Origin of the sequence: Limibacterium fermenti (genome assembly GCF_041902845.1) — a bacterium.
GTDB lineage: Bacteria > Bacteroidota > Bacteroidia > Bacteroidales > Dysgonomonadaceae > Limibacterium > Limibacterium fermenti.
The window spans coordinates 1,587,118-1,612,484 of the sequence record NZ_CP159486.1 but is presented as its reverse complement, the minus strand read 5'-3'; the positions used below and the strand labels follow the sequence as shown (position 1 = coordinate 1,612,484).

General features: G+C 46.4%; 23 protein-coding genes. 18 read left to right on the top strand and 5 right to left on the bottom strand.

Going from position 1 to position 25,367, the window contains the following annotated elements:
• The first annotated feature begins 89 nt into the window (after positions 1-89).
• The 11 genes from ABNK31_RS07240 to ABNK31_RS07190 all read left to right on the top strand — a co-directional run bounded on the left by ABNK31_RS07240 (position 90) and on the right by ABNK31_RS07190 (position 11,932).
• A complete protein-coding gene (locus ABNK31_RS07240; RefSeq protein WP_418895001.1) occupies positions 90-881 on the top strand; it encodes an inositol monophosphatase family protein in 792 nt (263 codons plus the stop codon).
• On the top strand, positions 882-1,679 hold the full coding sequence (gene zupT, locus ABNK31_RS07235) for a zinc transporter ZupT (RefSeq protein ID WP_418895000.1): 798 nt from the start codon (positions 882-884) through the stop codon (positions 1,677-1,679). It begins immediately after the preceding gene.
• Positions 1,680-1,735: 56 nt separating this feature from the next.
• Complete coding sequence (locus ABNK31_RS07230) at positions 1,736-2,296, top strand: helix-turn-helix domain-containing protein (RefSeq protein ID WP_418894999.1); 561 nt, start codon at positions 1,736-1,738, stop codon at positions 2,294-2,296.
• Between the two features lie 191 nt (positions 2,297-2,487).
• Entirely contained in the window at positions 2,488-4,146 is a 1,659-nt protein-coding gene (locus tag ABNK31_RS07225; RefSeq protein WP_418895375.1) for an AMP-binding protein, read from the top strand.
• 154 nt (positions 4,147-4,300) lie between these two features.
• Positions 4,301-5,182 carry an ACP S-malonyltransferase gene (fabD, locus tag ABNK31_RS07220; protein WP_418894998.1) on the top strand — a complete coding sequence of 294 codons (882 nt, stop codon included), beginning with the start codon at positions 4,301-4,303 and terminating at the stop codon, positions 5,180-5,182.
• A 160-nt stretch (positions 5,183-5,342) separates the two neighbouring features.
• Positions 5,343-5,783 (top strand): MarR family winged helix-turn-helix transcriptional regulator, encoded by a 441-nt coding sequence (locus ABNK31_RS07215; protein ID WP_418894997.1) that lies wholly within the window; start codon positions 5,343-5,345, stop codon positions 5,781-5,783.
• A gap of 76 nt (positions 5,784-5,859) precedes the next feature.
• Positions 5,860-7,392 (top strand): TolC family protein, encoded by a 1,533-nt coding sequence (locus tag ABNK31_RS07210; RefSeq protein ID WP_418894996.1) that lies wholly within the window; start codon positions 5,860-5,862, stop codon positions 7,390-7,392.
• A gap of 82 nt (positions 7,393-7,474) precedes the next feature.
• On the top strand, positions 7,475-8,470 hold the full coding sequence (locus tag ABNK31_RS07205; RefSeq protein WP_418894995.1) for an HlyD family secretion protein: 996 nt from the start codon (positions 7,475-7,477) through the stop codon (positions 8,468-8,470).
• Positions 8,471-8,584: 114 nt separating this feature from the next.
• The gene (locus tag ABNK31_RS07200) at positions 8,585-9,784 is read left to right on the top strand and encodes an ABC transporter permease (protein WP_418894994.1); all 1,200 of its coding nucleotides are present in this window, start codon (positions 8,585-8,587) and stop codon (positions 9,782-9,784) included.
• On the top strand, positions 9,768-10,976 hold the full coding sequence (locus ABNK31_RS07195) for an ABC transporter permease (protein ID WP_418894993.1): 1,209 nt from the start codon (positions 9,768-9,770) through the stop codon (positions 10,974-10,976). Before ABNK31_RS07200 ends, ABNK31_RS07195 begins: the two co-directional genes overlap by 17 nt.
• A 263-nt stretch (positions 10,977-11,239) precedes the next feature.
• Positions 11,240-11,932 carry a DUF4919 domain-containing protein gene (locus ABNK31_RS07190; RefSeq protein ID WP_418894992.1) on the top strand — a complete coding sequence of 231 codons (693 nt, stop codon included), beginning with the start codon at positions 11,240-11,242 and terminating at the stop codon, positions 11,930-11,932.
• 53 nt (positions 11,933-11,985) lie between these two features.
• On the opposite strand, the gene ABNK31_RS07185 is transcribed toward ABNK31_RS07190, so the two are convergent.
• Complete coding sequence (locus tag ABNK31_RS07185) at positions 11,986-12,135, bottom strand: hypothetical protein (RefSeq protein ID WP_418894991.1); 150 nt, start codon at positions 12,133-12,135, stop codon at positions 11,986-11,988.
• 369 nt (positions 12,136-12,504) lie between these two features.
• Here ABNK31_RS07185 and ABNK31_RS07180 point away from each other — a divergent pair, with 369 nt between their 5' ends.
• The 7 genes from ABNK31_RS07180 to ABNK31_RS07150 all read left to right on the top strand — a co-directional run bounded on the left by ABNK31_RS07180 (position 12,505) and on the right by ABNK31_RS07150 (position 18,161).
• Entirely contained in the window at positions 12,505-12,798 is a 294-nt protein-coding gene (locus tag ABNK31_RS07180) for a GNAT family N-acetyltransferase (protein WP_418894990.1), read from the top strand.
• 6 nt (positions 12,799-12,804) lie between these two features.
• On the top strand, positions 12,805-13,362 hold the full coding sequence (locus ABNK31_RS07175) for a DUF4126 domain-containing protein (RefSeq protein WP_418894989.1): 558 nt from the start codon (positions 12,805-12,807) through the stop codon (positions 13,360-13,362).
• Between the two features lie 140 nt (positions 13,363-13,502).
• Positions 13,503-14,141 carry a hypothetical protein gene (locus tag ABNK31_RS07170; RefSeq protein ID WP_418894988.1) on the top strand — a complete coding sequence of 213 codons (639 nt, stop codon included), beginning with the start codon at positions 13,503-13,505 and terminating at the stop codon, positions 14,139-14,141.
• 158 nt (positions 14,142-14,299) lie between these two features.
• Complete coding sequence (locus ABNK31_RS07165) at positions 14,300-14,716, top strand: Fur family transcriptional regulator (RefSeq protein WP_418894987.1); 417 nt, start codon at positions 14,300-14,302, stop codon at positions 14,714-14,716.
• 54 nt (positions 14,717-14,770) lie between these two features.
• Positions 14,771-17,191: a TonB-dependent receptor gene (locus tag ABNK31_RS07160; RefSeq protein ID WP_418894986.1), complete on the top strand. Its 2,421-nt coding sequence runs from the start codon at positions 14,771-14,773 to the stop codon at positions 17,189-17,191.
• A gap of 27 nt (positions 17,192-17,218) precedes the next feature.
• The gene (locus tag ABNK31_RS07155) at positions 17,219-17,644 is read left to right on the top strand and encodes a DUF4625 domain-containing protein (RefSeq protein ID WP_418894985.1); all 426 of its coding nucleotides are present in this window, start codon (positions 17,219-17,221) and stop codon (positions 17,642-17,644) included.
• A gap of 19 nt (positions 17,645-17,663) precedes the next feature.
• Positions 17,664-18,161 carry a DUF4625 domain-containing protein gene (locus tag ABNK31_RS07150; RefSeq protein ID WP_418894984.1) on the top strand — a complete coding sequence of 166 codons (498 nt, stop codon included), beginning with the start codon at positions 17,664-17,666 and terminating at the stop codon, positions 18,159-18,161.
• Positions 18,162-18,230: 69 nt separating this feature from the next.
• Here the strand turns inward: ABNK31_RS07150 and ABNK31_RS07145 are convergent, their stop codons facing one another.
• The 4 genes from ABNK31_RS07145 to ABNK31_RS07130 form a co-directional block, all read right to left on the bottom strand.
• Entirely contained in the window at positions 18,231-19,193 is a 963-nt protein-coding gene (locus tag ABNK31_RS07145) for an ROK family protein (protein WP_418894983.1), read from the bottom strand.
• Between the two features lie 126 nt (positions 19,194-19,319).
• Complete coding sequence (locus ABNK31_RS07140; RefSeq protein ID WP_418894982.1) at positions 19,320-19,799, bottom strand: hypothetical protein; 480 nt, start codon at positions 19,797-19,799, stop codon at positions 19,320-19,322.
• Positions 19,800-19,845: 46 nt separating this feature from the next.
• Positions 19,846-21,606 (bottom strand): RagB/SusD family nutrient uptake outer membrane protein, encoded by a 1,761-nt coding sequence (locus tag ABNK31_RS07135; protein ID WP_418894981.1) that lies wholly within the window; start codon positions 21,604-21,606, stop codon positions 19,846-19,848.
• Positions 21,607-21,627: 21 nt separating this feature from the next.
• The gene (locus tag ABNK31_RS07130) at positions 21,628-24,849 is read right to left on the bottom strand and encodes a SusC/RagA family TonB-linked outer membrane protein (RefSeq protein WP_418895374.1); all 3,222 of its coding nucleotides are present in this window, start codon (positions 24,847-24,849) and stop codon (positions 21,628-21,630) included.
• Between the last annotated feature and the right edge of the window lie 518 nt (positions 24,850-25,367).

Here is a 25,367-nt window from a genome sequence, read left to right as displayed (position 1 = left end):
GGGACAGGGGGACAAAGAGACAGGGAGACAAGGGGACAGAGAGAAGAAAAGGATGCGATTAAACGATAACAGATATATTATAGAAGGTAATGAGTAACGACATAGAAGTTTTATGCGGCAAAGTGGCTCAAATAGCTGTTTCCACCGGGGAGTTTTTAAAAATCCAACAAGCTAAACTGCATCGGTCGGATATTGAATTCAAAGGGGTGAGAAACTATGTAACCCATATTGACAAGGAGGCCGAGCAACAATTGGTGAAAGAATTGGGGGCGCTCCTTCCCGAGGCTTCTTTCTTGACGGAAGAGGGCACGGTTGAGTATCAAAAAGAACGTTATACATGGATTATCGATCCGTTGGACGGAACAACGAATTATATCCACGGCGATAAACCGTTCTCGGTGAGTATCGGCTTGAAGGAAGACGATAAAATCATTTTGGGTATCGTCTACGATCCGGTTGCGGAAGAAATGTTCTCGGCAACGGGCAAAGATACGGCTCAGTTGAACGGAAAACCGATTTCGGTGAGCAACCACCCGTCGCTGAATAACGGATATATCGGGTTCGGCATACCGTACAGTCTTGATGAAAAAGGCGAACAAATATTGAAAAACGCTTTTGCCCAATTTCGTCAATGCAGTTTCCGCATCAAAGGATCAGCCGCCATCGAAATCTGTTCCGTAGCAATGGGACGCAGCGATGCGTATTTCCATTCGGGACTTTCGCCTTGGGATGTAGCCGCGGGATCATTTATTTTGAAATGCGCCGGAGGCACGTGTACGGATTTTTCAGGAGGAGAAAACTATCTTTTCGGCAAAGAATTGGTCGCTTCGAATGGAGCCATTCACCGGGAGATTTTGCAAGGAATCATTACCACATTATAAATGGAACATCAAACAATTCTCATCGCGTTTATCATGACGCTGATCGCCGGTTTATCCACCGGTATCGGAAGCCTCATCGCCCTCATCGCCAAACATACCAACACGAACTTTCTGAGCTTCTCGCTCGGCCTGTCCGCCGGAGTGATGATTTACGTTTCTTTCATGGAAATGTTGCCGACTTCACTGCAAACCCTAACCGCCGATTTCGGGGAGAAAACGGCAACGTTGTACACCCTGTTGGCTTTGTTCGGCGGTATCGCCCTTATCGCCCTCATCGACTTTTTAGTGCCCAAGTCGAGCAATCCGCACGAAATGCATGCGGTAGAAGAGATGAAATCGAATAACAGCCGGTTAAAACATACCGGTATCGTCACGGCGATAACGATTGCCATTCACAATTTCCCCGAAGGTATCGCGACATTCATGTCGGGGTTGAACTCCCTGGAGATTGCCATTCCGATTACGGTGGCCATTGCCATCCATAATATTCCGGAAGGCATCGCCGTGTCGGTTCCTATTTACCACTCAACGGGGAATCGGAAGAAAGCGTTCTGGTTATCTTTCCTTTCGGATCTTGCGGAACCGGTAGGCGCATTAATCGCCTTCTTATTTCTCATGCCCTATTGGACACCGTTGCTCAACGGAATCGTACTCTCAGTAGTAGCGGGAATTATGATTTTTATTTCGTTGGATGAACTCCTTCCGAGCGCCGAGAAATACGGGAAGCACCATTTATGCATTATCGGAGTGGTTACTGGAATGATTATCATGGCTTTCAGTTTATACTTGTTTATTTAGACGGAGAATAGAGACTGGAGACTGGAGACTAAACACAGAAGACTAAAATATAGATTATGACAACAGATATTAAACAAATCGGAGAGCGCATCAAAGGATTACGCGATGCACTCGACCTAAGTCCGGAAGAAATGGCCGGAAAACTGGAACTGGAAACGCCCGTTTATCTTGAGTATGAAGCAGGCGGCAAAGACGTATCTCTTTCGCTGTTAAAACGTATTGAAAAAGAGTTTTCCATCGATCTGGCGACACTCATGTTCGGTACGGAACCCAAAATGAGTTCGTACTTTGTCACGCGAAAAGACAAAGGCCTTTCGGTAGAACGCCGCGCAGCTTATAAATATCAGTCGCTAACCGCCGGTTTTACCAATAACATGGCCGACGTGTTTGTCGTCACCGTCGAACCCAAACCGGTTACGATTGATTTTTACGAAAGCATCCATCCCGGACAAGAGTTCAATATGGTACTCGATGGGGCACTATTATTTCATTATAACGGGAAAGATATTACGCTTGAAAAAGGGGACAGCATTTATTTCGACTCTTCCCTGCCCCACGGAATGAAGGCTCTTCACGACCGGTCCGTGAAATTTCTGGCAGTCGTTATTCATCCGTAAAACGAAGATAATCGAGGGCGCCGTTCGGAACGACACCTCCGGTTATGGAGGATTTTCACCCCCGTATCGCGTTTTTCGCCCCATATAACGTTCATTTGTCCCTGGTCGAAGATAGTTTTCCCTTTCATTTGTGGATAGATAAAGAAGGTTGTTCCTTTGTAAACATCAAAAGTTATACACAACAGGTTATCATGATAGAAAAGTTTTTAGATAGAACATCGTTTGATTCTTATGAGGATTTTGTAAAGAACTATAAAATCAATGTCCCGGAGAATTTTAATTTTGCTTACGACGTGGTCGACGAATGGGCCCGGTCGCACCCCCAAAAGCGGGCTCTTTGCTGGACAAACGATAAGGGAGAACATCGGGATTTGACATTCGGCGAGTTAAAAACCTTATCGGACAAGGCGGCTTCGGTCTTTCAATCGCTGGGGATCGGCAAAGGCGATATGGTCATGCTTATTCTCAAGCGCAATATTGAATTTTGGTATACCATCATTGCTCTTCACAAAATCGGAGCCGTAGCGATTCCTGCCACGCATTTACTGACCGACAAGGATATCGCTTACCGCAACCAGGCGGCAACCATTAAAGCCATTGTCGCAGCGGAAGATGATAATTTAATTAAGCATGTCGACGGAGCGATGCCGAACTCGCCCTCGGTAAAATACCGCCTGCTTGCCGGAGAACACATTCCGGAAGGCTGGCTCGATTTCCACAAGGAAGTCGATAATGCAGCGCCCTTTGTACGGCCGCAGCATCCGAATAACAACGAGGACATCATGCTGTTGTATTTCACATCCGGCACTACCGCCGAGCCGAAAATGGTGATGCACGATTTCGCCTATCCCCTCAGCCACATTACGACCGCTAAATATTGGCATAATCTTCACGAAGGCAGCATCCATCTGACGGTCGCCGATACCGGATGGGCAAAAGCCGTATGGGGCAAACTGTACGGCCAGTGGATTGTGGGTGCGTGTGTATTTGTGTACGATTACGAAGGCCGCTTTATTCCGAAAGACATGCTCGAAATGATTTCGAAATACAAAGTCACGTCGTTCTGCGCGCCGCCTACCATCTACCGTTTTCTTATCCGGGAAGATTTGAGTCAATACGACCTTTCCGCGCTGGAATATTGCACAACGGCCGGCGAAGCATTGAACCCCTCGGTTTTCAAAAACTTTTATAAACAAACCGGATTGAAGATGATGGAGGCTTTCGGACAAACAGAAACCGCCGCGACGGTGATTACTTTTCCATGGATAGAACCCCGCCCCGGATCGATGGGCGTGCCCAACCCGCTTTATAAAATGGATTTGCTCACTCCCGACGGACGCTCGGCGGAAGACGGCGAGCAGGGAGAAATTGTTTTTTACACCCACGATGAACGTCCATTGGGACTATTTATGGGTTATTATCGCGATGAAGCCCTTACGCGCCAGATGTATTCCAATGACATCTACCATACAGGCGATATCGCATGGCGCGATCAAGACGGTTACTATTGGTTCGTAGGCCGGAACGACGATGTGATTAAAAGCTCGGGGTACCGCATCGGCCCGTTCGAAGTGGAAAGCGCCCTGATGACGCATCCGGCGGTGGTGGAATGTGCCATTACCGGCGTTCCCGATGATATTCGGGGGCAAATCATCAAAGCGACGATTGTCCTGGCCGACGATTATAAGGAGAAAGCCGGCGAAAAGCTGGTAAAAGAAATACAGAACTATGTAAAAAAGGTTACTGCGCCTTATAAATATCCTCGGGTTATTGAATTTGTAGACGAACTGCCTAAAACCATCAGCGGAAAAATCCGCCGGGTGGAAATTAGGGAGAAAGACGAGTTGTAAATGACGAATGACAAATGACTAATTACTAATTACTAATTACAAATGACAAATTATTACAAATGACGAATAAAGTCAAAGGTCTAAGGTCTAATGACCGGAGACTGGCGACATTAGACATTAGACTTTCAAGATTAGACATTTAAAATAAAAACGTATGAAAACTGCTTATGTATTTCCCGGACAAGGTGCCCAATTCTCGGGTATGGGAAAAGACCTGTATGAAACTTCGCCTTTAGCGAAAGCATTATTCGAAAAGGCCAACGATATCCTCGGTTTCCGTATTACCGACAGTATGTTTTCCGGCACGGATGAAGAGTTGCGCCAGACAAAAGTCACTCAGCCCGCCATCTTTTTACATTCGGTTATATTAGCCAAAACGTTGGGCGATGATTTTAAACCCGATATGACGGCCGGCCATTCGTTAGGCGAATTCTCGGCGTTGGTAACAGCCGGAGCCATGTCGTTTGAAGACGGCCTGACACTGGTTTACAAACGTGCTTTAGCCATGCAGAAAGCGTGCGAGGCAACCCCTTCGACCATGGCGGCTATTCTTGCGCTTCCCGACGAAAAAGTGGAAGAGATTTGCGCTTCGATCGATGAGATTGTGGTTCCGGCCAACTACAATTGCCCGGGACAGATTGTCATCTCCGGCACACTGGCGGGCATCGAAGAAGCTTGCGAAAAGATGAAAGAAGCCGGGGCAAAAAGGGCTTTGACGTTGAAAGTAGGCGGCGCTTTCCACTCACCGTTGATGGAACCGGCACGCGTGGAATTGTCGGAAGCCATCGAAACAACTCATTTCTCGGTACCGGTATGCCCGGTCTACCAGAATGTGTCGACCGTAGGGGAAACCGATCCTTCCGTGATTAAGAAGAATCTTATCGCCCAACTTACTTCGCCGGTTAAATGGACGCAATCGGTCCGCAACATGATTGCCGACGGGGCAACGAACTTTATCGAATTGGGACCGGGCAGTGTATTGCAAGGTTTGATTACGAAAATCGATAAAACGGCAACCGTATCGGGTAAACAATAGTTTCCAGCCTCTATCCCGTCTCACCGACTACAAGCGGTTAGACGGGTATTTTTCTTCTTTCATATCGTTAAAATAACATAAATAACTTCAAAGCCGAAACATCTATCGAGAGAAAGATTTATCTTTGCATTTTATTAGTTGTCTGTACAACAAAGAAGAAATGATAAAAGTAACAGAACGTGAAATATTCGATATCCTCACCGGAAAGATTTCCGGAGCGATCAATCGCACCGTGCTGAAAGCATTTGCACGCGAAGGAATAAACATCACCACCGAGCAATGGAGCGTATTATCGTGCTTATGGGATAAAGACAAGGTCATACAAACGGCTATTTGCGATCTTACCCAAAAAGATAAGCCGAGCGTAACGCGTTTAATCGACAAATTAGAAAAGAAAAATTTAGTGAAACGCGCATCGAATCCCGCAGATCTTCGTACTAATTTGATTGTTCTTACTTCCCGGGGAACGGCTTTGAAGAAAAAAACAACCGAAGTAGTCCACAGTATCGTCAACCATGTATTGGGCAGTATTCCGGATGATGAGTTGGGGCGGGCGAAGGATGTTCTGCAAAAAATAATGTATAATTTGGAGCATTATTAAACTGTTTTTAGGTTATTGATTTTACAACTAAGGTTTACATTTAGATAAATAGTTGTCTAACTAACTATCGGAATTTATGAAAAAAATACTAATCATCGCTTGCTGCGCATGCTGCATTTCCTATTTGCATGCGCAGAAATCAGTAGACTTGCAAGAGTGCCGTCAACTGGCGCTGGAGCATAATAAGAGTTTAAAGATCGCCGAGGAGAATGTCCGGGCAGCCCAATCGTTGTCGAAAGCGGCCTTTGCCGAGTTCTTTCCGAATATATCGGCTTATGGAACGTACCGCCACAATCAAAAGAATCTTTCTCTTTTGGGCGAAGATGCTCATTTGCCGGTAGGGATGATGGACGCCGGCGGGAATTTTGGAACGGGAATTACCGAAACCTCCCTTCCTACCCCGAATGCCGACGGAACATTTTCCTTTAAAGAGTCGGCCATCAATAACAAATTCACGTTGGTCAACGGGCAGGCCGTGCCGCTTGATACGCAAGGCAATCCGTTCGATCCGCAGCAAAATCCCGAGAAACTGCTTTGGAAAAACTATGCCCTCCTTCCGAAAGATGCGATGGCATTCGATATCCAGAATATCTTCGTGGGAGGAATCAGCTTCGTGCAGCCGGTATTTATGGGAGGCAAAATCATCCAATTGAATACTATCGCCAAATCGAATCAACGGATAGCCGAAGCGCGCGTTCAGAAAACAGCCGAAGAACTTTTGGTAAATGTCGACGAAGCCTATTGGCGGGTGGTATCGGTGGAAAATAAAGTGCGGCTGGCAAAAGAGTACCGCAATCTGGTGGCCCAACTCGATACGAATATGCAGGCGCTTCAGGAAGAAGGATTGGCCACGAAAGCCGATGCGTTGAAAGTGAAAGTCAAACTCAATGAGGCAGATGTTTCGCTGACCAAAGCCGAAAACGGACTCAACTTGTCGCGCATGGCGTTGAATCAATTATGCGGATTGCCGCTGGAAGAAGCTGTTGAACTAAAAGATGCGGAACTCGAAGAATCGATCGATGTACAACCGCCGGTTTCCATCGAGCAAGCGTGGGCAAACCGCCCGGAAGTCAAAATGCTGGCTCAAGCGGGCAACATCGCCGAAGCAAACAAGAAGATGATGGTTTCGCGCTTTATGCCCACCGTTGCCCTCACCGGCGGATACGTCACCACCAACCCCAACGTCTTCAACGGGTACGAAAAGAAATTCAACGGCATGTTCACCGTGGGAGTGACAGCGGTGGTTCCCCTGTTTCACTTCGGAGAAAAAATCCATACGCTGAATGCTTCACGCGCCCAGGCAGTCGTGGCGAAACTTCAACTGGAAGAAGCGAAAGAGAAAATAGAACTTCAGATACATCAAGACACCTATCGCATCGGCGAAAGCCTGAAGAAGCAGGAGATGACGCGCAAGAATGTCGAAAAGGCGCAGGAAAACCTGATGTATGCGCAAGAGGGATTCGATGCGGGTGTGATTACTTCTACCGATTTGCTGATGGCGCAAACCGCCTGGCTGTCGGCCCGGTCGGAATATATCGATGCGACTGTCGATGTAAAACTGAACAACGTATATTTAAAGAAATCGACGGGAACTCTTTATCAGGAGTGAATGGTGAATGGTGAATAGTGAGTGGTAAATAGTAAATGGTGAATGGTAATTTTCATCGAAACAATATAAAATACAGATTCAAATGAAAACAGAAAAAACAGAAAACGTACGCAATTTACAGATTGCTCTGGTGGGACTCATCGTGGTTATCGTCGTTCTTTTCATTATCGGGTGGATTGTTTATAAGCCCGAACCTATTGTCATTCAAGGATCGGCAGAAGCGAGCGAAGTACGCGTATCGGGGAAAATTGCCGGACGCATCCAAGAGTTTTTGGTGGAAGAAGGACAACGCGTAGAACAAGGCGACACGCTGGTGTTAATTGACAGTCCGGAAATCTATGCAAAGTTGGCTCAAGCTACGGCGGCTCAAAATGCGGCCATGGCGCAAGACCGTAAAGCTCAAAAAGGAGCCCGCACCGAAGTGATTCAAGGAGCATACGAAATGTGGCAAAAAGCAGAAGTGGGCGTTAACATCGCCAAAAAATCGTACGACCGTGTACAACGTCTCTTCGATAAAGGTGTCGTGACGGCTCAAAAGCGCGATGAAGCCGAAGCGCAATATCAGGCCGCCGTAGCGCAATCGGCCGCCGCCAAATCGCAATACGACATGGCAAAGAACGGCGCCGAAACCGAAGACAAAGACGCTGCCCTCGCGCTGGTAAACCGCGCTCAAGGCGCCGTGCAGGAAGTGGAAGCTTACATGAAAGAAATAGCCCTTACCGCCCCTATTTCGGGAGAAGTGACGGAAATATTTCCCAAACAAGGAGAGTTGGCGGGCACGGGCGCGCCGATTATGAATATCGTCAATTTGGATGACGTGTGGTTCTCCTTCAATGTCCGCGAAGATTTACTGAAAGATATGAAAAAGGGATCGGAAATTACCGTCAAACTGCCGGCGCTCGATAACCGTGAGGTCAAATTACAAATTACCTATATCAAAGCAATGGCGTCGTTTGCGACGTGGAAAGCGACAAAAACCACGGGCGACTTCGACTTGAAAACGTTTGAAGTCCGGGCCAAACCGGCGGAACCGATCAAAGATCTGCGCCCGGGAATGACCGCGATTGTTATTAATTGACAACGGACAATGCAGAATTTGTAATTCGTAATTTGTAATTAATTCGTCATTCGTAATTTGTAATTCGTAATTTGTAATTAATTAGTCATTCGTAATTTGTAATTTGTAATTAAAATGGTACAACATATACGAAATGTCGCGCTCAGGGAGTGGAAGCGATTGGTATCGCGCCCGATCTATCTATTGTCATCGGTGTTCGCAATGCTTTTCTGCTACCTGTTCTTCCTCACGCTGCTATCGGAAGGAATGCCCGAACAACTCCCGATAGGGATTATAGACTCGGATAACACGTCATTATCCCGCACGTTGGAACGAAACATCAATGCTTCGCCTCAGGTAGAGATTGTGCGCCGCTATGCCTCGTTCACGGAGGCGCGCAAAGATATGCAGAAAGGGAATATTTATGCCGTTATCGATATCGGCCGGGGATTCCAGGCCGACTTGCAGGCGAGCCGCCAACCCACCCTCGCTTATTATGTAAATGATGTATTCCTGGTGGCCGGCTCGCTCTCTTACAAAGACCTGACGTATATCAGCGAGTTGATGACGGCGTTCATCCAACAGCAAACGTTGCAGGCAAGGGGCGTGGTAGGCGATGAAAACTTATTGCCGTTGTTGCAACCGATCGCCATCGATACGCACCAACTGGCCAATCCGCAAGCGAACTACAACGTTTACTTGTCGAATGTGTTGCTGCCGGGGGTATTGCAGTTGCTCATCATTATGTTCACGATTTACTGCATCGGCGTCGAAATAAAACAAAACACCACCCACGAATGGCTTTCGGCAGGCAAGGGCTCCATGCTTGCGGCGCTTACCGGAAAAGTATTGCCCCACACCCTTATGTTCACTTTACTGGGTATTCTGGGCGTCTTCTTGCTATATGGAGTGATGCGCTTTCCGATGAACGGAAGCATCGCATGGATGTGCGTGGCGATGTTTTTATTCGTGCTGGCGCATCAAGCCATCGGCATATTTATCATCGGGGTATTCCCGCGAATGCGCGATGCCATCAGCCTGGGAGTATTCTACGGACTGCTGAGTTTCACGTTTGCCGGCTTCACTTTCCCGATCGAAGCCATGCCGCGCGGCGCGCAGATTTTCGCAGGCCTCTTCCCCATCCGCTATTACTTCCGGATATATGTAAACGAAGCGCTGAATGGCGCAGACATCCGCTATTCCTTGATATATTTCGCCGCGATGGCCGCCTTTTTAATTCTGCCGTTTCTGGTATATCTACGGCTGGCAAAAGCTATCGCACAGGAGGATCAAGAAGAAATAAAAAACAGTACATTCAATGAACAACTCCAATAAATCCAATCTCTTTATCCGGATCTTACACGAGATCAGGCGGGTTATCTACATCATGCTGGATGAGTACCGAGTCATTTTAAAAGATTCGGGACTGGCGGTCGTTTTTCTCGGTGCGACGATTGTGTATCCGATACTCTATTCGTCTATTTATCGCAACGAGACGGTTCACGACATGCCCATCGCCGTGGTCGATGCATCGCAAAGCAACCGGTCGCGCGAACTGGCACGACGGCTCGATGCCACAGCCGACCTTAAGGTGGCTTACCGGTTCAATAATCTGGAAGAGGTGAAAGACGCGTTTTACCGGCACAAAATACATGGGGTGGTCTATATTCCGGAAGATTTCAACCGGAAGATTAACCGCAACGAGCAAGCCACCGTATCGATTTATTGCGATATGAGCAGTTTCTTGTACTACCGGGCAATGATGCTCGGCGCAAACTTCGGTATCCTCGATGCCGGAAATGATATCAAAATCGAGCGGATGAATGCGGCCGGAATAACCGGCAGAACCGCCGAAATCTCTTCGAGTCCTTTCCGTTACGAAAAAAACATCCTGTTTAACGAGCCGATGGGATTTGCCAGCTTCCTCATGCCGGTCGTCCTCGTTCTCATCATTCATCAAACGTTATTTTTCGGGATTACAATGTTGACCGGTTCGTTGCACGAGGAGAAACTGGTCGCCATCGACCCGCAATTGCGTCAGCGCGGCAAATTCTTTCCCACAATCTTCGGGAAGACATTATGCTATTTCACCCTTTACATCGTGATCTGCTCCTATATACTATTAGCCGTGCCGCGCTTCTTCCAACTCCCGCATATAGGTAATTCGTGGGATATTATCCGGTTTTTCACGCCGTTTCTGTTAGCGGTTATTTTCTTTTCGATGTTGGTCTCGGCGTTTATCCGCAACCGCGAAACAGGATTGGTTATTTTCCCGTTCTTTTCGTTGATCCTTCTCTTCCTGAGTGGTTTCTCATGGCCGATGTCCAACATGCCCTGGTTTTGGAAAACATTCGCGATGCTCTTCCCCAGCACCTTCGGCATACAAGGATATCTGAAGATCAATTCAATGGGCGCCGGACTGTCGCAAGTGCAATTCGAATATATCGCTTTATGGATTCAGGTCGCCGTATACTTTCTCGCAACCGTTCTGGCTTACCGCCTCCAAATACGGAACAGCAAAAAATGAGGATGGAGGATGGAGACAATTACAAATGACGAATGACGAATTAATTACAAATTACAAATTACAAATGACAAATGACAAATGAGGTCTAAAGACTGATGACTGGAGACTGATGACCGGAGACCGTTGACCGGAGACCGTTGACCGGAGACCGTTGACCGGAGACTTTCTTCCCAATTAAGGATTGTTAGCTAAGATTATTTGTTATAAAAGAAAATAGAAAATACATTTGCTTCCTGATATAATCACTAAAAAAAAGAAAGACAATGAAAAAGTCAGTTATTCTGTTTTTTATCGCGGTATGCATCCTGCCGGCGACAGCTCAAGATGCCATTTTTACGGCTCCCGATTATAAACAAATCGAGAAGAATGTTCGCGACAGCACTTCGCCCTTCTACTACCCCTCGTTGCTGGAACGTTATTTGGCAGCCGACTCGACATTAAATACCGAAGAGCGCCGGCATGTATATTTCGGGTATGTCTATCAACCCGAATATACTCCGGCGGATACCTCGCAATACAACAACCTCTTGGCAGAGGTACTTTCAAGCCAATCCCTCCACCCGGACGACTATCCCAAAATTCTTTCTTACGCCGATGCCTTGCTGGTCGAAGACCCGTTCAATCTTCGCGCGTTGAAGGCCAAACTGCTCGTGTATGCGCAGCAAAACAATGTCGCCGACTATAAGAAAGCTGCGCATCAAAAGAAAATTGTGCAAGACGCCATCGTAAGTACAGGCGACGGGATGTCGGAAAAGACGCCGTTTTATGTCATCCGTGTGTCGCATGAATATGATTTGCTTCCTTTTCTCGGCTTTTCTTTCGGCGGAGACGATAAGGTGATCAAAAACGGCAACTATCTTACCCTCGGGTCGAACCGTTTTGGCGTAGAACGGGTGTATTTCGACATCTCGCCGGTCATGCAATATGTCAACAGGCACGGCGGAGGCAAACTCTAAGCAAAAGCCGGAATTTCACCGGCAGCGCAAGACCGGCCGTCTGTGTAATTTGACTATTCAACAAACTTTTTGGCCATTCCTGCGTGCAGGTTTGGCCATTTAACAAACTTTTTAGCCATCCCTTCATGAAAGGTTGACCATTCAACGAACTTTTTGACCATCCCTACATGGGGGTTTGACCATTCAACAGACTTTTCAGCCATTCTTGCGTGCAGGTTTGACCATTTAATAGACTTTTTGGCCATCTCTACATGAAAGATTGACCGTTCAACAGACTTTTTAAGCGTCCCGGCGTGAAGGGTTGACCGTTCAACAAACTTTTCCGGGATCCCGACGCGGAAGTTTATTTGTCCGACTTCCTTTATCGATAAAGCAGGACTATTATTTCTTCAAAATCTATTTCATCAATCACAAAACAGGTAACCGAACCGCCGGAAGAGCCCTCGCGTTCTTATTCGTTTCAGGCAGAAAGATGCCCGGATTAGGGGAATTCAGCGCATTTTGTCCGGAGAGATTGAACCGTTCGCCCTATAGATCCGTTTATAAGATTAAATCACTAAAAAGAGGAATCAATGGAAGATAAAATAACATTAGAATGGAAAAATGACAACCGGGGAGGATTCTATATCCACCGTGACAACAAACCGATTGCCGAGTTGGAGTTCGAGCTCGAAGACGGAGTGATTGATGCCTATCATACCGGCGTACGCCCCGAATTCGAAGGACAGGGCATTGCCGCAAGACTGGTCGATGAATTAGCGTCGTTCGCCCGGGAACATTCGTATACCATCATTCCGAGTTGCCCCTATATTTCCGCGAAATTCCGCCGCGCCCCGGAAAAGTTTAACGATTTGTGGCATCGATAAAAAGACATGGAAGGTAGCATCGAAACACTGAGCGCCGTAGCATTAGGCATCGCCCTGAGCGCCGGCTCCGGATTCAGGGTGTTTATCCCTTTGCTGGTCGCAGGACTGGCATCGCACTTCGGATGGATTCCCCTTGGCGAAAACTTTGCATGGATGGGCTCGATTCCGGCGCTTATCGCTTTCGGCGTGGCCGCCGTGGTCGAAGTCGGCGCTTATTATATCCCTTTTATCGATAATCTGCTCGATACCATTGCGGTACCACTGTCGGTGATGGCAGGCACATTGCTGATGTCGTCGGTTTTTCCGGCCGATAGCGAATGGATAAAGTGGATTATGGGCTTCGTCGTAGGAGGCGGTGCCGCAGCTACCATACAAAGCGGCACGGCGATCACGCGCATGGCATCCAGCCAGTTTACCGCCGGCACGGCCAATCCCGTCCTATCGACCACCGAAGGCATGACGGCAACGGGAATATCGGTTTTATCGCTTTTCATTCCCATCATCATCGGCGTACTCGTCCTCGTGTGCATCATGGTGGTTTTATATCTGCTGATCAAAAAATAGCCCCGCTTCTTCAAGCCGGTTCGGAAATAAATATCCGTTCCAGATGCCACATTTTTCTCTTTTTTGCATCTTAAAGATAATGTGTGCGGAAATAAAGCTTTCGCCGTAGGTTTCATAAATAGATTACCAAAAAAGAAAAGATGAAAAAAGACTATTTGAAGCATCGGGTATGTCTGGTATGCATCGTGTGGCTATTATATACGAGCGGAATATTTGCCCAAAATAAAAAGAATTTTGACTTTCAGTTAGCCGGAAGCATCGGAGCCATCGGGTTGTTTATCGGTTCGCCCACAACATCCGGGCTTATCGCAAGTATCAGTCCGGAATTTATATTTCCAAAATTGAAATCGTCCATCGGCTTTCGGCTTGGATATGGATTCGTGACGAAATCGCAAAAACAATCCTCATGGGGGGAAGAAAACGAGGCTTATACTACCCTCTACAGAGTGAAGATGTTTACATACGGAGGGGTTTACCAGTTTATTCATCCGTTTTTTTATTCGGAGAACTCGAATTGGATATTCGATAATGAATTCTCTTGGGCGAACCTCAAGGCGGATGTGTACACGGAAGATTATACCTCGCGGCTGAAGGGCTATTTCTTTTACACCGGGCGTATCGGAATCGAATTTAATACGAGCGACGATTATTTTGTGAAAGTAATGCCATGGGTAGGATTCTCGACGTTGAAATTACGACCAGTGCTCAACAAGGACGTCGCCACTTTCGGTTGGGAAGAGGCCCCCTTTACCATAGGCCTTACGCTAAAGATCCTGTGAAAATAACCGATACGCTTGAAAAACAGGAGTCGGAAAACGGCAAAGGGTTTGTTATGCCTGCAAGCTTCATAAAGAAAAAGAGTCTTCAACTTTTTTTTGTGGTATGAAATAAATAGTCTATATTTGCATCATTGTTGCATTTATAAACTTATTCAGATATGACTGCGGAAGAAATATTGTATAATCACAAATTAAAAAATACAACTTGCCGTAAACAGGTTGTGGAGGAATTGTTAGAGAAAAAAAGCGCTTTATCGGAGAATGAAATTAAAAGTGCTTTTGAAGGCCCTTTTGATCGGGTTACTTTTTATCGAACCCTGAAGACTCTCGAGCAAAAAGAAGTTATACATCGCATTGCTTTAAATGACGGCACTATAAAATATGCGCTTAACGGCCATCATCATGAAAATGAACATATCCATGCTCATTTTCATTGCGAAAAATGTGATGAGGTATTTTGCCTGGAGGAGGAACAAACTTATTTTCATGTAGATTTACCGGACAAGTTTGTGAAGAATGATGTTTTCGTCGTAGTGGAAGGCGTTTGCGCCGAATGTGTTGTCGACGTTTCCTAACCCCACGCGCTCCGGCTGCTTAAAATTGAAAAAACCATCTGCTACTCTTTCGTTATGAATAAATTTCTTATGACCATACTCTGTATGGGTATGTTCTATTCTCTGCTCTCCGGACAAACGGCTTATACGCTTTCGGGACGGGTTGTCGATGAGAATGAACGACCGTTGCCGGGAGCGACAATAGCCGTATTACCCGGCTCGAAGGTGACGCAGAGCAATCCGGAAGGGTATTTTCAACTAAACGATTTATATGAAAACAGCTATACCCTCACGGCTTCGTTTATGGGGTATGACAGTTACACCGACACCCTCTATATCGAGAACGACCGGACATGCACCATTCAACTGCGGCAAACGTCCGTGAACCTGCAAGAGGTCGTTGTCACTCACGATTATGCCGATGAAAAAAAGAAAGAAGAAGCGCTTCCGGTCGACATTGTAACGAAGCGTTTCTTATGGCAGAATATGGGCGGAAGCCTCATGCAATCTTTACAAATACTTCCCGGAGTCGGCAGCCTGGATATCGGCGCAGGACAATCAAAGCCAATTATACGGGGACTTGGATTCAACAGAGTGATTGTCGTGGAGAACGGCATGAAACACGAAGCGCAACAATGGGGCTCGGACCATGGCCTGGAAGTGGATCAATACGCCGTTGAAAATGTCGAGGTGATAAAAGGGCCTCTTTCATTACTGTACGGTTCGGAGGCGATCGGTGGAGTCATCGATATGAAAAGCAGGACTTATTATCCCGAAAACACGTTCGGCGGCTCGGTGGATTTATCGGGCAAAACGAGCAATCAATTCCTCGGCACTTCCGTGTCGCTTTACGGAAGGAGAAAATCCTTTTTTGCCGACTTAAGGGCTACCGTATTAGATTACGGAGACTATACCGTTCCTACGGATAGCGTGAATATCTATTCTTATCGCGCCCCCTTGTACAAACATCATTTGCGGAATACCGCCGGCAAAGAACAGAATATTCATTTTTCGTTCGGAGTCATTCGTCCCGAATTTGAAAGCCGGTCTTATCTCAGTAATATTCATACTAAAAACGGCTTCTTCGCAAATGCTCACGGACTGGAGCCCCTGAATGTCGACACGGAGATGCACGATGCCTCCAACCGCGACAGTCATTATCCTTATCAGGATGTGAATCACTTCAAAATAAACAATATCACCCGCTATCGATGGACGGCAGAAAACTACGTGGAAACTCAGTTGGGTTTTCAACGAAACATCCGTGACGAATGGAGCCAGTATATCAGCCACGGGTATATGCCTTCTCAGTTTCCCGACACATTAGGCTTCGCTTCCGATTTGGAGAGAGCCTTCGACAAGTCGGTGTATTCAGGACGGATGAAGCTTGCCCTCAAAAAGGATAAAAAGACATTCAACGCCGGTATAAATGCGGAATATCAAGACAATAAAATCGACGGACGCGGATTCATTATTCCGGCATTCAAACAAATCGCCGTGGGCGGGTATTTGTTCGGGAAATTAACTATCGGGGCGAAAAGCGTCCTGCAAGCAGGCATCCGTTATGATTTCGGGCGTATCATGACCGAAGAATACTTCGATTGGTTCCCCTCTCCTTTAACGAATGAAACCGTATCGGAATACCGGCATTTGCAAAGGGCCCATCATATAGACCGCCGCTTCTCCAGCATCTCTTGGTCGGCAGGATACAATTTGAATCTGGAAAGATGGTCTTTCAAATCGAATATCGGAAAGAGTTTCCGGATGCCTATCGCAAAAGAGCTCGCCGCCAACGGCGTGAATTATCATCAATTCAGTTATGAAGTAGGCAATCCGGATTTATCTCCCGAAATGGCCTATCAATGGGATGTAGGAGCCGATTATGTGTATAATCGCTTATCGGCTGGAATATCTCCTTTCGTGAATTATTTCACCAATTATATCTACCTCAATCCCACCTCGGAGCACGACCGGCTATATGGCAACGGCAATCAGGTTTTTTATTATATGCAAAGCCGGGTATTGCGTTACGGGGCCGAAATGCACGTCGAGTATCAAATCCTGCCCCAAATACAAATCGGATGGACGGGCGAATACGTTTATTCGGAGCAACTGTCGGGCGTGAAAAAGGGCTTTACGCTTCCTTTCTCGCCACCGCCGTCGATGAGGCTCCATGCCGGGTATCTTACGAAGAAACTTGCCAGAAGTATCGAAAACGCGTATGTGTCGCTCGATCACATTATCACGGCTCCACAGAATAACATCGTTCCTCCCGAAGATCCGACGCCCGGTCATCAGGTGTTGAATATCGGAGCCGGCGGAGACCTCAAATGGGGAAAGCAACCCATACAGGTTTCCCTGCAAATACAGAATCTTTTGAATACAAAATATTTCAACCATACAAGCTATTATAAGCTTATTCATGTTCCTGAACCGGGAAGGAATATCGTCATTCACATTTCGATTCCTTTCTCAGGAAAAATAAAATCAACGTAATACACTTATTCATTAATCAAAAAAATTATGACAAAAAAAGGATTATTTTTTACTGTTCTGGCCTTGACGACAGGCTTACTGTTCAGCTCTTGTGAAAAAGAGGACGTTCTTTCCAAACCGGTTATCAGCGGATTGGAAGTGGGGCTCAATAATAGCAAGATCGGCTACATCGGCGATGATTTACATATTGAAGCGGAAATTGTAGCGGAGGGACTAATCGATAAGATTGAAGTGGAAATCCACCCGGAAGGTGGCGATGGAAAAGAAATCACGGTAATTTATACAAAACATGCAGGTTCGCGTAATGCAACTTTACATGAACATATCGATATACCGGCCGATGCGGTTCCGGGGGAATATCATCTTCATCTTACGGTTACCGACAAAGCGGGAAACTCCACGACGGTCGAAGAACATGTTGAGTTGAAAGTACAAGTTGCGGAAGCTCTATAAAAATTAGCAGAACCCGGTAATGAAAAAAATATCTTTTATATGGGTTTTCCTACTATCGATGAGTGCATTCGTTTCTTGCGAGAAAGAAGAAATCGATAAAGAGAAACCGCAAATCGATATCGATTTTGAGGGAGCTTTTCCTCAAAATTGTGCGACCGTTTATTTTGGAGTTCCCTTTCAAGTGAAAACGCTGTTTCGCGATAATGTCGAATTGGGATCGTATCGAATCGATATTCACCACAATTTCGACCATCATAGTCATAGCACGGAAGTATCGGAGTGTACTCCCGATCCCGTCAAGGAAGCGGTAAATCCTTATGTGTTTATTCAGGATTATCCTTTGCCCGGGGGTCAGGAAGAATTCCTGACGGATTTATCGATCACCCTTCCGGCAAGTAACGACAAGGGGCCATTTGAGGATGGAGATTATCATTTCATGATCACTCTGACCGATAAACAAGGTTGGTCTACACAAAAGGGATTGAGTATTAAAATACGCCATCAGGAACCCAAGTAAAATCAAAAAAAGAAGGTGCCGCAATAGAGTTGTGACACCTTCTTAAAAAAAACTATTTTAAGTATGAAACTATTTCACTTCCCATCCCAAAGCGCTCGCACCGAGTACGGCGGCATCGCTTTCCTTTAGTTCGGAGAAAAGAAGTTTTACTTTATTTTTAAAGATAGCCAGTAAATTACTCTCCATTGTCTCCTGGACAGGCTTCATAATCAAGTCGCCGGCCTTAGCCAATCCTCCGAAAAGAATAATCGCTTCGGGGCTGGAGAAAGCCACGAAATCGGCAAACGCTTCACCTAAAATCTTGCCGGTAAAACGGAAGATTTCTTTCGCCATCTCATCGCCGGTCATCGCCGCATCGAACACATCTTTCGAAGTAATCGTTTCAGCAGGAATGCTTCTTAATTGGGAAGGCATATCGGGACGCAGTTCCAGATATTCGCGTGCGGTACGAGCCACACCCGTAGCCGAAGCATACGTCTCCAAACATCCGGTTCGTCCGCAACCACATAAGCGCCCGTTGTTACGGCGCATAATGACGTGACCGAGCTCGCCGGCAAAACCGTCGTGTCCGTAGACCAGTTGTCCGTTCACAACAATACCGCTCCCCACACCGGTTCCAAGGGTGATGACGATAAAATCCTTCATTCCGCGGGCCGCACCGTAAGTCATTTCACCAATGGCTGCCGCATTGGCGTCATTGGTCAAAGCAACCGGGATACCCACTTTTTCTTCCAATAACCGTGCAAAAGGGATAATACCTTTCCAACGAAGATTAGGCGCGAACTCGATACTGCCTGAAAAATAATTTCCATTCGGCGCTCCCACACCTATTCCTTTTATCTGGTCTTTGGTCGTTGTTTCGGCGACAATCTCATTGATCAATTTGGAAAGATCGTCCAAATAATCATTTACTTCGGCATGGACTGCCGTTTTAATACTTCCGCTGCGCAGAATTTGTCCTCTTTTATCTACGATGCCGATGACGGTATTGGTTCCACCGACATCTATACCTATTACATAAGGTTTATCCATGATTTGCTTTTTAAATTTGTTGATGAGTTATTGTAATTTATGGCTGCAAATATAGCTATTTTTCGGAAAACGGCTTTTCTTATTCCTTAAATATTTCATAATTATTACGGACAAAGAAGGGCGGAGCTACTCCATCAGCTTTTCATTCATAAAATTTCCTGAAAATTTCACCAAACGATTGAATGCCTCCGGAAACTCCGTACTTCCTGCTTTAACAGTAATAAATTTAGTCTTTCCTCCTTGCGTCAGTTGTATCATATAAATAACCGCATTATCGGAATTACGTCCTTCCTCAAACCCATAGGCATCTTTCATCCGTGCCAGCTCACTCTTTTGAATAAGACTGCGGAAGGCATCAAACTCATCCGCCTTCAATGTTCCCTCTTTGTAAGCAGGCTTTGATTTCCCCTCATATTTGTCGAAAAAATAATCATACCGCCCGATTTTATACGTAGAATCGGGATTCAGTTGCATTTCCACTTTAAAATTATTCACGCTTTCCATGCTATACACATACGTGAATTCGCTTGTCTCCGGCGAGTGTGTGCATCCGACACAACTGACGATGAAGAACAACGTGAAAAATATATTTATTTTAGATAGCATTGCTGTTGTATAAAAAAGGGGAGACACGAAGTCTCCCTTTTTAAAGTTATCTCCAGGCATCGGGTTGTACCAAATAGGGGTTGCCGTTCTCGTCATTCCCCATCGTCTGTATCTGCGTTTGCGGCAATGGAAACATCGTTTTGTTTGCCGATAGTTTATTAAATGTGGCGAATTTTGAGATATGTCCTTTTTCAAAATCCACATAATCGGAAAGCGTTTTTGCCATATACTCTCCTCCCCAGCGGACCAAATCAAACCAGCGGTGCCCTTCCATCGCCAATTCCAGTTTCCGTTCCATCCTGACAGCTTTTATGCACTCTTCTTTATTGGTAAAAGCGGCATGCGTGGTCGGATAGTTGGCAATCTTATAGTTAGCGGCCGGTTTTCCGTCCGACTTGATCGTGTTTACAGGAAGCGCGGCGCGAGTGCGGATTTGATTGACCAGCTCCATCGCACCCGACAGGTCGTTATCGTTTGCCAGGCATTCGGCATATTGCAGGATAATATCGCGCAAACTCAGGTATTGCAGGTTGATGGCTGAGCCGGGCGCCCATCCGTCATGAATTCCATAGCTGCCCAAGCCTGCATCCAGCTCTTTCTTGGTATATACATGTTTTTTAGGCAGGTAAAACCCTCCGTTATTAATATCGCGCACCCAGTTCGTTCTGGGTACTCCCCAGTCTTTATACGGAATGCCGTAGCGCCCGATCGCAAAATCGATGCGCGGGTCAACAGCCACATCGTTATTGTTTATGGAATGCGGATAATCCTTTTCATCTTTACCGGGGACATATCTGGTGTCCACAAAAGGTGCGTTCCTGTAGGAATTATCCAGTAACGGCAACCCGTTGGCGTCCACTTTAAAAGAATTGGCGAGTTCGTTGGAGGGCTGGTAAAACCCGCAGCATCCGCCGGGCGCACCTACTCCGCCGTAAGGATAGCATAACGACATGCCGGAATTGGCATTATCGTCTTCAAGGGAAAACTGTACGGCAAAAATCGATTCTTTTCCATTTTCGCGATAACTGTCGAAGTTGGCCGTCAGATCATCTTCAAGTCCGTATTTTTGCCCGTTGGATGTTTGCCCGTTGTCTATCACGTCCTTTAGAATGGGTTTGGCTGCTGCCAAGTCGCCCTTGTGCATCAGTATCTTTGCTTTCAGAGCTTTGGCTGCCCACACATTGGCGCGGCCGGGCTGGCTTTGCTTCTCGGGCAAGTCGCGTATGGCAATATCGATATCTTCCAGCACTTTCGGATAAATATCTATGTCGTTATGCACTTTGGGGTCATTATCGGTAATGGTTTCGTCTATCCACGGAATATAAGGACCGAACACTTTGAGGCCTTCAAAATAAGCCATGGCACGCAGGAAATGCAATTCGCCGTTACGTGTTTTCTGGAACGCTTCCGGCAAGCCTTCTACCTGAGCCATTGTTTGCAGCGCAATATTTATCCTTTTGGCGCCTCTGTAAATCCACGCCCATTTGTCGTTAATATAGCCGTTGGTGGTTGATACGTTGTATTGTTCCATTTCGTTGAGAATGGACTGGTCGTTGGCGTCGGAACCTTTATTCGCGTCGCCTCCGTACATACCGCCGAATGTCCAGTTAAACGGCGAAGCGCCCCACCCGTTCTCGGTGAGGTTGGCATAGGCATTTACCGTCAAAAGATCGATACCTTGTTCGTTCATCAATGCAGCTTGGTCGATACTGCCCTGGGGAGCTTTATAAAGGAAGTCTTCCCCGCAGGAATAAAGCAGCATGGCCGATAAAGCCATCAATAAGAATAATATGTTTTTACGTGTCATATTGTTTTATTTTTAATCGGTTTAAAATTCAAAATTCACCCCAAAGAGCAGCCTCATAGTGGTGGGCCATCCACCGCCGTCAATACCCCGGCTCAGGTCTGAACGGTTTCCGGCTCCGGTGTCCCTGTTGGTGATCTCCGGATCCAGACCGGTGTATTTAGTCAGTGTCAGCAAGTTTTCAGCCTGTATATAAACCCGGAGATTGGAGATAGTGGCTTTTTGCACTAACTTTTTAGGCAGCGTGTACCCGATGACCAGGTTTTTCAGTTTCAAGAATGAACCGTCTTCAATATAATAAGAGTTTAGGACAACGCCGCTCTGTCCGTCTTTCGAATCCAAGATAGGCAGTTCGGCTTTGGAGTTGTCGCCGTTCAGTTTCCACGACAAGTCGCGCATCCGTGTGGAACGGTTACCACTGAACAACTGAAAATCGGTGAAATACTTCGTATTGTTCAACAGCTCGTTTCCGATGGTGGAATACCAGAACATGGTAAGATCCCAGTTTTTGTAGGTCAATGTGCCGGTTAACCCTGCCATGAGGTCGGGATGGGGGCTGCCGATGACTTTCCGGTCGTCCATCGTTATCTTGCCGTCGGGCTTTCCTTCCGGACCGCTTACATCCTCAAATTTGTATTTTCCGACCCATTGTTTGGCGGTTGTAGCGATAGGAGCTTCTGCGGCGCCATACGGTATCGGCGATTCCAGTACATCTTTTTCGTTTTCATAGAAGCCCAATATATTCAATCCGAAGAACTCAGAGATAGCGCCTCCCTTAATGGTGCGGGTTTCACCAATATCGAACCGGTCGCCGCGACCCCATAAAGCGAAATCGTCGGCATCGGAAAGCTTGAGCACTTTATTTTTATACGCAGAAAGATTCAGTCCCACATCCCATGCCCAATCGCCTGCCTTATCGCGGTAATTGAAACTGAAATCGACGCCGCTGTTGCGCATATCTCCGTAATTGATGTATGGCCGGCCTATTTCTTCATTGGCCAGGGCCGAATATGCCGCCTCAATAAGCATGTCGGTTGTGAGTTTGTTATAGAATTCCAGCGTGGTGGAAAAACGCCCTTTGCCGAAAGTGGCGTCCACACCTATGTTTGTCATTTTAAGAGCTTCCCACCGCGTGTCTTCGTTTCCGTAGGTAGCCAGCTTATATCCCAGGTCTGAACCTGTGTTGGAACCGCTCAAGTCATAATTGGTTCTGTCGGCCTCGGTACTGAAAAGCATGGCAAAGTTCGTGGCCCGGGGTATTTCCGCGTTTCCGGTAAGCCCGTATCCCACGCGCAGCTTCAGGTCATCCAACCAATGTTTGGTGTTCTGCATAAATCCTTCTTCCGATATTCGCCAACCTACCGACATGGATGGGAAAGTACCGTAACGGTTCTTTTTCGCAAAACGCGATACGCCGTCGCGGCGGACAATTCCGGTGATCAAATATTTATCGGCAAAAGAATAATCAACGCGTGTGAAAACGCCGAACAAGGCAAACTCGCCGTTATACCATGAATTGTTGGTACGTTGAGTATCGTTGGCTCCCATAGGCAATATCCAAGTGTTGGTATTGTCTTCATACAAATAATGATATCGCCGCGCTTCCATGCCTCTTCCCAGTCCGTCGCGGATGGCTTCGGTACCTGCAACCACATTCAACGAATGGACGTCGCCAAACACCTTATTATAGGTAAGCGTATTGGTCCAAACCCACCGGAAGTTAAACGACGCAGCTTCCTGAAAATGGTTTGTGCCGGGGCTTTCTGCAAACTCGAGGTTCTTTTTACTTATATAGTAACTATAAGCATTGGTATAATCCAACCCGAAACTGGTGCGGAACATCAGTTCTTTAAGAATATCCGCTTCGCCCCATACATTGCCGAAAATACGGGAATTGCTCCAGTAATTGTCCTTATTGCGTTCCTGTTGGGCTACCACGTTCTGCCAGTTACCCGTGCCGCTGAATTTTGATCCGGCCCAGTTGCCCATCGGGTCTTTCACCGGCACCCATGGCGAGGCTCGGTACGTCCACGAATAAGGTGTTGACTCGGTAGCCGTCACGTTCAAACCCAAGTCCTTTGTGTAAGTGTACTGCAAGTTCTCACCTACGCGCAACCAAGGACGCACATCGAACGAGGTATTCAAGCGGGTTTGGTAACGAGTATAGTAAGTATATACGACAGTACCTTTCTGGTCGAAATAGTTCAGCCCCATCAGATATTTTCCTTTTGCACCGCCACCCGAAAGGGTTAGTTGATGGTTTTGTATCGGTGCCGTGCGGTCTATTTCGTCCCACCAATCGGTATCTGAATACGGGACCATCTGATTATCAGGATAAGAATAATCCTTTATGTCGAGGTTTTGATTTCCTCCGGCACCTTTGATCGTCAGATAATTAGGTATTATCGGATCTTTTTGATTTCCAAATTGGGGATGATAGGGAAATACTTCTTTCCCATCTGTATCGAATTTCGCATCGCGAAGCACCAATGCGTTGGTTAGCGATTCCCACTCGAGAGCCAAACGGTCTGCCGAATTGAGCATATCGTATCTGCTCGTGGTCTTTTGAACACCGTAATAGGCGTCGTAATTGATCTTGGGCTGCCCCGAAGCCGTACCTCTCTTTGTGGTGATAAGGATGACACCGTTTGCAGCCTGTGCACCATAAATAGCAGCCGAAGAAGCATCTTTTAACACCTGCATGCTTTCAATGTCGTTGGGATTGAGGCTGCTCAGGTTTTGGTTACGGGTAGATACGCCGTCAATCACATACAGAGGCCCGTTATCATTCACCGTATTGATACCGCGGATACGCACCATGGTTGCCGAGCCGGGTGATCCGGTTTGCCCGATATATACTCCGGGGGTTTTTCCCTGCAACTGCTGTGTGGCCGAAGAACCGGTGGAAGCCAGCAATTCTTTAGTATCGACCACCGCCACCGAACCGGTAATGTCTTTCTTTGCCTGCGTACCGTATCCGACCACTACAATTTCCTGAAGACTTTCCGTATCTTCGTCCATCACGATGGAAAATTGTCTTTTATCTCCGACAACGATTTCCTGAGTCATAAAACCAACATACGAAAATACTACCGTAGAAGCAGGAGAAGCCACTCTTAAAGCAAATTTGCCGTCGACATCGGTCATAATACCGTTTGTCGTCCCTTTTTCGATTACGTTTACCCCGATCATCGGAGTACCTCCGGCGTCGGTAACCGTTCCCTGAATGGATGTTTGCGCAACCATTCCCAAGGAAATTATCCACACAACTGCGAATAATAAACCTTTCATCAAGTTAAAAAATTTTCTTTTCATACTTTCATGATTGTTTAAATTAATACTTTGAATAAATAAAAATAGATATATAAACAGAGTAGAACTGTTTTTCATATTTCGTCATAAATACAGCCCTTAAGGGAAGTATCACAACGCTGCTCGCCGTCTCTTTAAAGACGGCTTCCTACCGAGAGTCGCGGAAGCGAAACCGGAAATAGCACATCATGGGGATTTACGAATATAGATATATGTGAAGATATACAACAAAGCCGAGCGGTTATACGGCGGCTTATCGCAGGTATAAAAAAACAAAGGATAGGAAGGGAACGGAAGCTATTATTAATTAATGTAAAATACCCCCCCCCCCCCCGTTATTAACAAGAGTTAACAAAACTCCTAAAAAAGAGCGAAAGATGGAAGTTTTTACATTATTATTACCCATTTCTGATATAATAATTATATTGTATTACGATTTTGATGTAAAGATA

Excerpts from the sequence above, each read along its gene's own strand:
- fabD (WP_418894998.1), top strand. The coding sequence starts at position 4,301 with ATGAAAACTGCTTATGTATTTCCCGGACAAGGTGCCCAATTCTCGGGT.
- ABNK31_RS07225 (WP_418895375.1), top strand. The coding sequence starts at position 2,488 with ATGATAGAAAAGTTTTTAGATAGAACATCGTTTGATTCTTATGAGGAT.
- ABNK31_RS07145 (WP_418894983.1), bottom strand. The coding sequence starts at position 19,193 with ATGGATAAACCTTATGTAATAGGTATAGATGTCGGTGGAACCAATACC.
- ABNK31_RS07190 (WP_418894992.1), top strand. The coding sequence starts at position 11,240 with ATGAAAAAGTCAGTTATTCTGTTTTTTATCGCGGTATGCATCCTGCCG.
- ABNK31_RS07170 (WP_418894988.1), top strand. The coding sequence starts at position 13,503 with ATGAAAAAAGACTATTTGAAGCATCGGGTATGTCTGGTATGCATCGTG.
- ABNK31_RS07165 (WP_418894987.1), top strand. The coding sequence starts at position 14,300 with ATGACTGCGGAAGAAATATTGTATAATCACAAATTAAAAAATACAACT.
- zupT (WP_418895000.1), top strand. The coding sequence starts at position 882 with ATGGAACATCAAACAATTCTCATCGCGTTTATCATGACGCTGATCGCC.
- ABNK31_RS07215 (WP_418894997.1), top strand. The coding sequence starts at position 5,343 with ATGATAAAAGTAACAGAACGTGAAATATTCGATATCCTCACCGGAAAG.
- ABNK31_RS07135 (WP_418894981.1), bottom strand. The coding sequence starts at position 21,606 with ATGACACGTAAAAACATATTATTCTTATTGATGGCTTTATCGGCCATG.
- ABNK31_RS07210 (WP_418894996.1), top strand. The coding sequence starts at position 5,860 with ATGAAAAAAATACTAATCATCGCTTGCTGCGCATGCTGCATTTCCTAT.
- ABNK31_RS07200 (WP_418894994.1), top strand. The coding sequence starts at position 8,585 with ATGGTACAACATATACGAAATGTCGCGCTCAGGGAGTGGAAGCGATTG.
- ABNK31_RS07180 (WP_418894990.1), top strand. The coding sequence starts at position 12,505 with ATGGAAGATAAAATAACATTAGAATGGAAAAATGACAACCGGGGAGGA.
- ABNK31_RS07150 (WP_418894984.1), top strand. The coding sequence starts at position 17,664 with ATGAAAAAAATATCTTTTATATGGGTTTTCCTACTATCGATGAGTGCA.
- ABNK31_RS07130 (WP_418895374.1), bottom strand. The coding sequence starts at position 24,849 with ATGGTTGCGCAAACATCCATTCAGGGAACGGTTACCGACGCCGGAGGT.
- ABNK31_RS07205 (WP_418894995.1), top strand. The coding sequence starts at position 7,475 with ATGAAAACAGAAAAAACAGAAAACGTACGCAATTTACAGATTGCTCTG.
- ABNK31_RS07230 (WP_418894999.1), top strand. The coding sequence starts at position 1,736 with ATGACAACAGATATTAAACAAATCGGAGAGCGCATCAAAGGATTACGC.
- ABNK31_RS07240 (WP_418895001.1), top strand. The coding sequence starts at position 90 with ATGAGTAACGACATAGAAGTTTTATGCGGCAAAGTGGCTCAAATAGCT.
- ABNK31_RS07160 (WP_418894986.1), top strand. The coding sequence starts at position 14,771 with ATGAATAAATTTCTTATGACCATACTCTGTATGGGTATGTTCTATTCT.
- ABNK31_RS07175 (WP_418894989.1), top strand. The coding sequence starts at position 12,805 with ATGGAAGGTAGCATCGAAACACTGAGCGCCGTAGCATTAGGCATCGCC.
- ABNK31_RS07155 (WP_418894985.1), top strand. The coding sequence starts at position 17,219 with ATGACAAAAAAAGGATTATTTTTTACTGTTCTGGCCTTGACGACAGGC.
- ABNK31_RS07195 (WP_418894993.1), top strand. The coding sequence starts at position 9,768 with ATGAACAACTCCAATAAATCCAATCTCTTTATCCGGATCTTACACGAG.
- ABNK31_RS07185 (WP_418894991.1), bottom strand. The coding sequence starts at position 12,135 with ATGGCTGAAAAGTCTGTTGAATGGTCAAACCCCCATGTAGGGATGGTC.
- ABNK31_RS07140 (WP_418894982.1), bottom strand. The coding sequence starts at position 19,799 with ATGCTATCTAAAATAAATATATTTTTCACGTTGTTCTTCATCGTCAGT.